The following is a 7,289-nucleotide window of genomic DNA, read 5'->3' as shown; positions in this document are numbered from 1 at the left end:
GGTACCCCAAAACATGGGGTACCTGCAGACTGTAGACAAACTCGATGAAAATCGAGTCTTGTCTAAAGTTTTCTTTTTTTTCTTCTAAAATGGGGTGTTGATTTCCATTCCAGGCGGCTCGCTTTCCGCGGGCAGGCGGTGAGCCTCCTCATCGCATACGCTCCTGCGGGGTCTCACCTGTCCTGCTATTCCCGCAGGAGTCTTCACGCCTTCCACTGCAATCAACTGCCTTTCTAAATGCAATCTCAAAAGTCAAATCCGTTCTATTTTAAAATAAACTTGATAAGGATCCTTTCGAAAACCCATTTAATTCAACGTGGTCAGCTTGAAATGGTCGCATTAGACCAGCTTGTTCCCGAGTACCATTTGGAAGAAGCCCTGGATTTTTCTTTCATTTCTGATCTGGTCAAGGATGATCTGTATTTGGAAGTAGGCCGGCCTAGAAAGATGCCATGAACAGTCTTTATAAGCAAAGTGTTCAAAACTCAAAGAGGTCCGGAATGAAACATTCCTGACCTCTTTTGTCGACAAACTGAGGGTACCCCGAAATTTGGGGTACCCTATTTTCACTTGTTTTTCTGATAATTATATAGAATCACTAATAGAATAAACCAGAATGGGGTCATCAATAGGGATAAACGTGTAGCTTCTGCAAACAGCATCACGATAAGAATAAACAAGAATAATCCTAAAACAACGTAATTGATAAAGGGCGTAAAGGGAGCTTTAAATGTTGAGACAGCTCTTAAGTCTGGTCGGGTTTTCGTATATCTAATATGAGAAATTAAAATGATACTCCATACCCAAATGAAACAAATGGCTGAGATGGTGGTTACCACTGTAAAAGCTTGTTCCGGGATTACTTTACTGAGCAAAGCGCCAATCGAGACAACAACCGTTGAGGTAATCAAGGCATTGCTTGGGACAGCATGTTTATTTAATTTAGCAAATTTAGCAGGCGCCTCATTATTGTTGCTTAACGTAAATAGCATCCGGCTGGTTGAGAATAACCCACTGTTACCAGCAGAAGCCGCTGAGGTTAATACAACAAAATTAATAATACCTGCAGCAACAGGGATACCAATTAGAGCAAACACCTCAACGAATGGACTGCTCGCAGCATCAAGCTGTGTCCATGGATTTACACAGAGAATAACGAAAATTGCACCGATATAGAACAATAAGATCCGGACAGGAATTTTATTAATGGCCGAAGGAATATTCTTCTTGGGGTTAGCTGTTTCTGCAGCTGTTACTCCAACTAACTCAACACCAACAAAGGAAAAGACGACTAACTGCAGGGAAAGCAGGAATCCAGAAACACCGTTAGGGAACATGCCTCCATGACTCCAAAGATTGGTGACAGAAACGGTTCCTGTATTTGTTTTGAACCCGATTACTAAAAGGACAATGCCTATAACAATCAAGGCAATAATGGTGATGACTTTAATAAGTGAGAACCAGAATTCCAATTCTCCAAATAACTTAACAGTCAATAGGTTCAAGCATAATAAGATAACCAGGCATGCAAGAGCTGGTATCCATTGAGGAATATCGAACCAGTATTGCATATAGACACCAACAGCGATGATATCGGCCATTGCGGTCATAATCCAACAAAACCAATATGTCCAACCTGTTACGAACCCTGCCCATGGCCCAATATATTCAGTTGCGAATTCGGTAAAGGACGTGTATCCTGCATTGGACAAAAGCAATTCTCCTAATGCCCTCATTACAAAAAATAAGGAAATCCCAATAATCAAATAGGAAAAGATGATGGAGGGACCAGCCAATTGTATGGCCCTTCCAGATCCTAAAAACAGGCCAGTACCAATGGTGCCGCCTATCGCAATGAGTTGTACATGCCGGTTTTTTAAATCTCTTTTTAATTCTTGTTTAGCCAATCTGTACGCCTCCGTTGTATAAAATTCTTCGTTGTAAACTCAAAAAAGACAATAAAAAAAGAGACTGGAATCTACCAATCTCAAAGGTTTAAGAATAACAATTATTCGTTACTCTTCTGTCCTTTTGCCTGAGATTATGAATCCTTCGGCGCTGCACTATGTACAGTCACTCCAGAAGCTGCTCCTGTTATAGTGTGATCCATAACATTCAACGCTTACAGTATGAAGTTGTAAATGAATGACTAGGCAGAGATTTTTCTCTCTGAGTAATCAATATAGCGATAAAATATTAATAAATTTTATCATTGATTTTGGTTCAGGTCAAATACGATTTAGGATATAATCTCTAACCTGCCATTTGGGTTTACCGGATTATTCAGACATTCGACAGGAAAAATAAACGTCCAGGGCATACTTACTTCTGGTTCAATGATTAATGAAGGATGGGTGAATGTATGCTCAGCTGCCACTTTACCTTCTTCGATATAACGGATTTTAGTGTTATGAAAGGTAAGGCTATGGTTAGTGAAATTATGAATCAGAACAGTGATCAATAATTCGCCCTTATAATTCGTTGCATGCCAAACTGGTACTAGCTGCGTACGATTAGTATCCGATACACATGTTTCCGTAAATACTTCTTGGAACATGATCCGATCCTTATAAGACAGAGCTTTGTCCCATGATGGTTCAAACTTAAGTTGTTGCATCTACTGATCCCTCTTTTCTGTGACTTCGATTTATTTACTATAATATCACATGCTCTACCATGACCTGTAGGCAACGTCTTTAAGACCGATATGGTATGCTAGTTTGTATAACGAGGGGGCGATTTAATGAAGCTTTCTGATTTTGAACAGATGGTTGATCCGATAATTGTGGTACGAGGCAAGGACTACGTAGATAAAGGACGAATTACAACAGTTAAGGAAGTTAAGAAGAACCATTATGTTATTCATGTTACAGGATCAGCATCATATAAAGTGGATGTTGTTGTAAAAGATGACTTGATAATCAATTCTTCTTGTAATTGTCCGTATGATCAAGGGGATATTTGTAAGCATCAAACAGCAGCCTTTTATGGGATAAGAGACAAGCGTGCGGGTATACTTACTTCTGTTTCTGAAGTACAACTCGAATCAATGATTTCAGGATTTTCAAATAAAGAGTTGATATCAATCATTGTGGACTTGGCAAATGATTACCCTGAGATTGAAAAAAAACTCATTTATAAGTTTGCAACAAATGATGATGAAATCAGTTCTAGTAAGAAGCTGATGAAGGATTACATCAATCGCCATAAACATGGTGGATTTATTTATTGGAATGATGTTTCTCCTGCATTAGAGGGTGTACAAATAGTATTAGAAAAAGCGTGGGGAAAAGTATTAAACGACCCTGAAAATGCTGTTTTGCTCAGCGTAACTGCTCTAGCAGTTGTTGTTGACATGCTGCAATATTGCGATGATTCCGGTGGAGATCCGAGCATGGCTATAAATGAATGCTTCGCCATTATGAAGGAGGCGATTGCGTCCGGCTCAATAGATGACAATACAAAAAATAATCTATTTACGAAACTGCTAAAAGAAGCTGCTCTTAAGCGTTACGAGGGATGGAGCGATTGGCAAGCCGAACTATTGGAAATAGGTATTTATGTAAGTGATACGCCTGCTAGAAGAAAAAAGATAGAAAAAAGGCTGGATACAATGCTGAAGGCAGTAAAGGGAGATAAGTGGGATACTAAGTATGAAACCACACGACTTAAGCTCCTGCAATGGCAGTTAATTGATCGATTTGACGGAGAGATACCATCATTTGAATTTATTCTTAATCATACTGAACTTAGTGCTTTTAGAGAAAAAGCTATTGTATATTACCTAAATAAAAAGGAATACAATGAAGTACTCAAGTTATGTTTGGAAGGTCAACTAATTGATCAGGAGTACTCTGGTCTAGTGACGAAATGGAAGCAGTATCAGATCGAAGCTTACGAAGGTCTTGGAGAGATAGATAAGCAGCGGGAATTAACGCTTGAGTTGGTGTACGGGAACGATTATGAATACTTTATTAAGCTAAAAAGTATGTACGATCCTGACGAATGGCCTTCAGTACGAGATGGCATAGTAACTGTTTTTGAAAAACAGAAAAACCTTCCCACTATATATACAAGAATTTTAATAGAAGAGAAGTTGACAGATAAGCTATTAGCCTATTGTAAGAGAGAACCATATTATATTGAACAATTCTATCCATATCTTAAAAATGAATTTCCGAATGAAGTTGATGACTTATATAGACAATTTATCGAATCAGAAGCGGTTAAAGCATCCGATAGGAAGAAGTACCGCAAAGTCTGTAAAATAATCAATACGTATAATAAGGTTTGCGGAGCTGATCGAGCAAAAGTATTAATAGAGCATTTGAAACAGAATCACATAAATCGACCCGCATTTATCGATGAGTTAACTAAATTAAAATAATAGAGAAGGATAGAGCTGACTGCAAAATGGTCAGGCTATCCTTTTTTGTATTAGTTAAATGATGATGGCGGTCCCCAATCCATGAGAAACGACTTCCTATAGACTTTTTATTCCTTTTCGATAGATAAGAGGGAATTGACATCACTTTCTGTGAAATAATGTTTTTAAATGGTAGGATAGCGAAAAATAAGATTATATGTATTGTTTTTCATATTTAAGAAGTATATAATAAGTTTGTGAAATGATTCACAATATACTTTACTGAGGGGGACAATTTAGATGAAAGCAGCTGTAGTAAGTTCAATTAATCCTGGAAAAGTAGAGATAGTAGATAGAGAGGTACCAACAATTGGGCCTGGACAAGCACTAGTGGATGTTGAATATTGCGGAGTTTGTCATACTGATTTGCACGTTGTTAAGGGAGATTTCGGTGAAGTTCCTGGGCGTGTACCCGGTCATGAAGGTATTGGAATCGTGAAAGAGATTGCTAATGATGTAACGAGTTTAAAGGTTGGAGACCGTGTAAGTATTGCTTGGTTTTATCAAGGATGCGGAACATGTGAATATTGTCTGACTGGAAGAGAAACGTTTTGTCGAAGCGTGAAGAACGCTGGTTTTAGCGTTGATGGGGCAATGGCACAGCAGTGTATCGTACAAGCTGATTATGCTGTCAAGGTACCTGAGGGGTTAGATCCTGCACAGGCTAGCAGTATTACGTGTGCTGGGGTAACTTGTTATAAAGCAATTAAGGTGGCTGATATAAGACCAGGCCAATGGATAGCCATTTTTGGCTGTGGAGGTTTAGGCAATCTTGCCATTCAGTATGCGAAACATGTATTTAATGCAAAAGTTATTGCTATAGACATAAATGATGATAAGTTAGAACTTTCAAAAGAAGTAGGAGCGGATCTGGTATGCAATCCACTTACAGATGGTGATGCTGGAGCATGGATTCAGGATAAAGTCGGAGGAGCCCATGCAGCAGTTGTCACAGCCGTTTCTAAGGTAGCCTTCAATCAAGCTGTAAACTGTGTTCGTGCGGCATCCAAAGTAGTGGCTGTAGGTCTTCCGCCAGAAACGATGGATCTAGAAATCGTAAAGACGGTGCTTGATGGCATTCAAATTGTAGGATCTTTGGTCGGCACTCGTAAAGACTTGGAAGAAGCATTCCAATTTGGGGCAGAGGGAAAAGTGGTTCCAATTGTTGAAACAAGATGTCTTCATGAAATAAATGATATTTTTGAAGAAATGGAAGCAGGTAAAATCAATGGACGGATGGTTATTGATATGCATAAGCATGAATGATTTACAATGTTAAATTAAATACTGGCCCATCATTTCCGGCTGCCCGGAATGGTGGGTCTTTTTTTATTTTTTTTAGCAACAATGAGACTCTATTCGAATATGCATTATCTATACTTAAAATAAAGAAGCGGGGTAATGATATGAGGAACCCAGATAATAAGCAAAACCAACCAGTAAGTAAACGGAGTGAAAATGGGGCCAGAGTTCGTTCAAAAACAAAAAAGAAAGCAGCTGCCAATAGTATTAAAATTCCAGTGAGACCAGAGATTTTTCTCTATTTTTTTAAAGACCAAGACTTTGATGGTATAAATAATGTCGAGGTTGCCTTTACTGATGACACGGCAATCATCAGCGGAACAGCCAATAAATTACTAATGACCATTAATTTTACCTTTGAAGTCAAACCCATAGAGGTAACGGACCGAAAAGTAATTTTTAAAATTATTAATATGACACCAGTAAATCAAGACTGGATTAAAAAAGCTATCTTTAAAAAATCTACTTTTCTAACTTATAATCAAGGCAAGGTCATCATGGATTTAAATGCATTTGAACCTGTGCGGCAATTTCCGTTTGGCACGTTTACATCGTGTGAAATTAAGAATGATATCCTTTGGATAGGAATCAATCTTTAAGTTTTTTATCCGGCTATATCGATAAGTTAAGAACTCCTTCCATATATAGAAGGAGTTTCAGTTTGTAGACAAAAGGGGTTCGGAGTGGTTTCATACCGAACCTCTTTTGATATTTTTAACATATTTCATGGATGTTTTCCTGCTTATCGAGGCAAATCATGGTTTTTAATAGGCTTACTGTTATTTTATAGTTCTTTATTGACATAGTATCCGCTTTTTAAATCACTTGTGTCCTCTTGAATTTGTTCTAGGATAGCCCTTTCAATCGCAAGGTTTTAACCAAATTAACTTTAGAAATACGGTTGATTGAAGTGGAAGGCGTGAAGACTCCTGCGGGAACAGCGGGACAGGTGAGACCCCGCAGGAGCGTGAGCATTGATGCGGCTCACCGCCCGCCCGCGGAAAGCGAAACGCCTGGAAAGGAAATCAACATCTCGATTTTAAATCTCACCTGAGTTTGTCTACAGTCTGGAACTCCTTCCCTATATAGAAGGAGTTTTTATTTATTGATGAGAAGGAACGCTGCTTAACGTGTATACTTTAGAAAGAGAGTATGTCTTAGGAGGATTAAAGGAGTGAATTCATGAGAGATCATTATTATGATAAATTGCTGAATATTAAAACTGGAGGTATTCAGCAGGGGTTCAATAAATCTTTTCATAACCATCGTTATGAGCCAACCCCTTTTAGTGCTTTAGAAACACTATTTGAGGAGTATGAATTAAAAAGCAGCGACCGAATTGTTGATTTTGGGTGTGGAAAAGGGAGATTGAATTTTTTTATTAATTATGTGTATGATGCAACAGTAGTCGGAATTGATATGAATGAGCTGCTTTATGAAGAGGCTATGGATAATCGGAAAAATTATTTGAAAAAGGTCGACACGGATAAAGAGAAAATTGAGTTTCACTGCTGTTATGCGCAAAAGTACCAAATCAAACCTGAAGATAATCGCCTTTATT

General features: G+C 38.3%; 7 protein-coding genes and 1 riboswitch. Of the genes, 5 read left to right on the top strand and 2 right to left on the bottom strand.

The genetic code is table 11. The features are described from left to right. Positions 1-279: 279 nt before the first annotated feature. Positions 280-456, top strand: a complete 177-nt coding sequence (locus AC52RT_RS09250) for a hypothetical protein (protein ID WP_495540469.1) — start codon at positions 280-282, stop codon at positions 454-456. 110 nt (positions 457-566) lie between these two features. On the opposite strand, the gene AC52RT_RS09245 is transcribed toward AC52RT_RS09250, so the two are convergent. Both AC52RT_RS09245 and AC52RT_RS09240 read right to left on the bottom strand, forming a co-directional pair. Further along, the gene (locus AC52RT_RS09245) at positions 567-1,907 is read right to left on the bottom strand and encodes an amino acid permease (protein WP_495540468.1); all 1,341 of its coding nucleotides are present in this window, start codon (positions 1,905-1,907) and stop codon (positions 567-569) included. 106 nt (positions 1,908-2,013) lie between these two features. After that, a riboswitch (glycine riboswitch) is annotated at positions 2,014-2,092 on the bottom strand. A 147-nt stretch (positions 2,093-2,239) separates the two neighbouring features. Further along, complete coding sequence (locus AC52RT_RS09240) at positions 2,240-2,617, bottom strand: SLAP domain-containing protein (protein WP_495540467.1); 378 nt, start codon at positions 2,615-2,617, stop codon at positions 2,240-2,242. Between the two features lie 126 nt (positions 2,618-2,743). Here AC52RT_RS09240 and AC52RT_RS09235 point away from each other — a divergent pair, with 126 nt between their 5' ends. The 4 genes from AC52RT_RS09235 to AC52RT_RS09220 all read left to right on the top strand — a co-directional run. Beyond that, on the top strand, positions 2,744-4,387 hold the full coding sequence (locus AC52RT_RS09235; RefSeq protein WP_495540466.1) for an SWIM zinc finger family protein: 1,644 nt from the start codon (positions 2,744-2,746) through the stop codon (positions 4,385-4,387). A gap of 279 nt (positions 4,388-4,666) precedes the next feature. Further along, the gene (gene adhP, locus AC52RT_RS09230) at positions 4,667-5,692 is read left to right on the top strand and encodes an alcohol dehydrogenase AdhP (RefSeq protein ID WP_495540465.1); all 1,026 of its coding nucleotides are present in this window, start codon (positions 4,667-4,669) and stop codon (positions 5,690-5,692) included. Positions 5,693-5,832: 140 nt separating this feature from the next. Next, positions 5,833-6,327 (top strand): hypothetical protein, encoded by a 495-nt coding sequence (locus AC52RT_RS09225; protein ID WP_495540464.1) that lies wholly within the window; start codon positions 5,833-5,835, stop codon positions 6,325-6,327. Positions 6,328-6,910: 583 nt separating this feature from the next. After that, the coding region (locus tag AC52RT_RS09220) for a methyltransferase (protein WP_495540463.1) at positions 6,911-7,289 on the top strand (379 nt) is incomplete at its 3' end.

This window comes from Peribacillus sp. (assembly GCF_059453735.1).
Note: the sequence above shows the minus strand (reverse complement) of the source record. Positions and strands in the feature narration are given on the sequence as shown.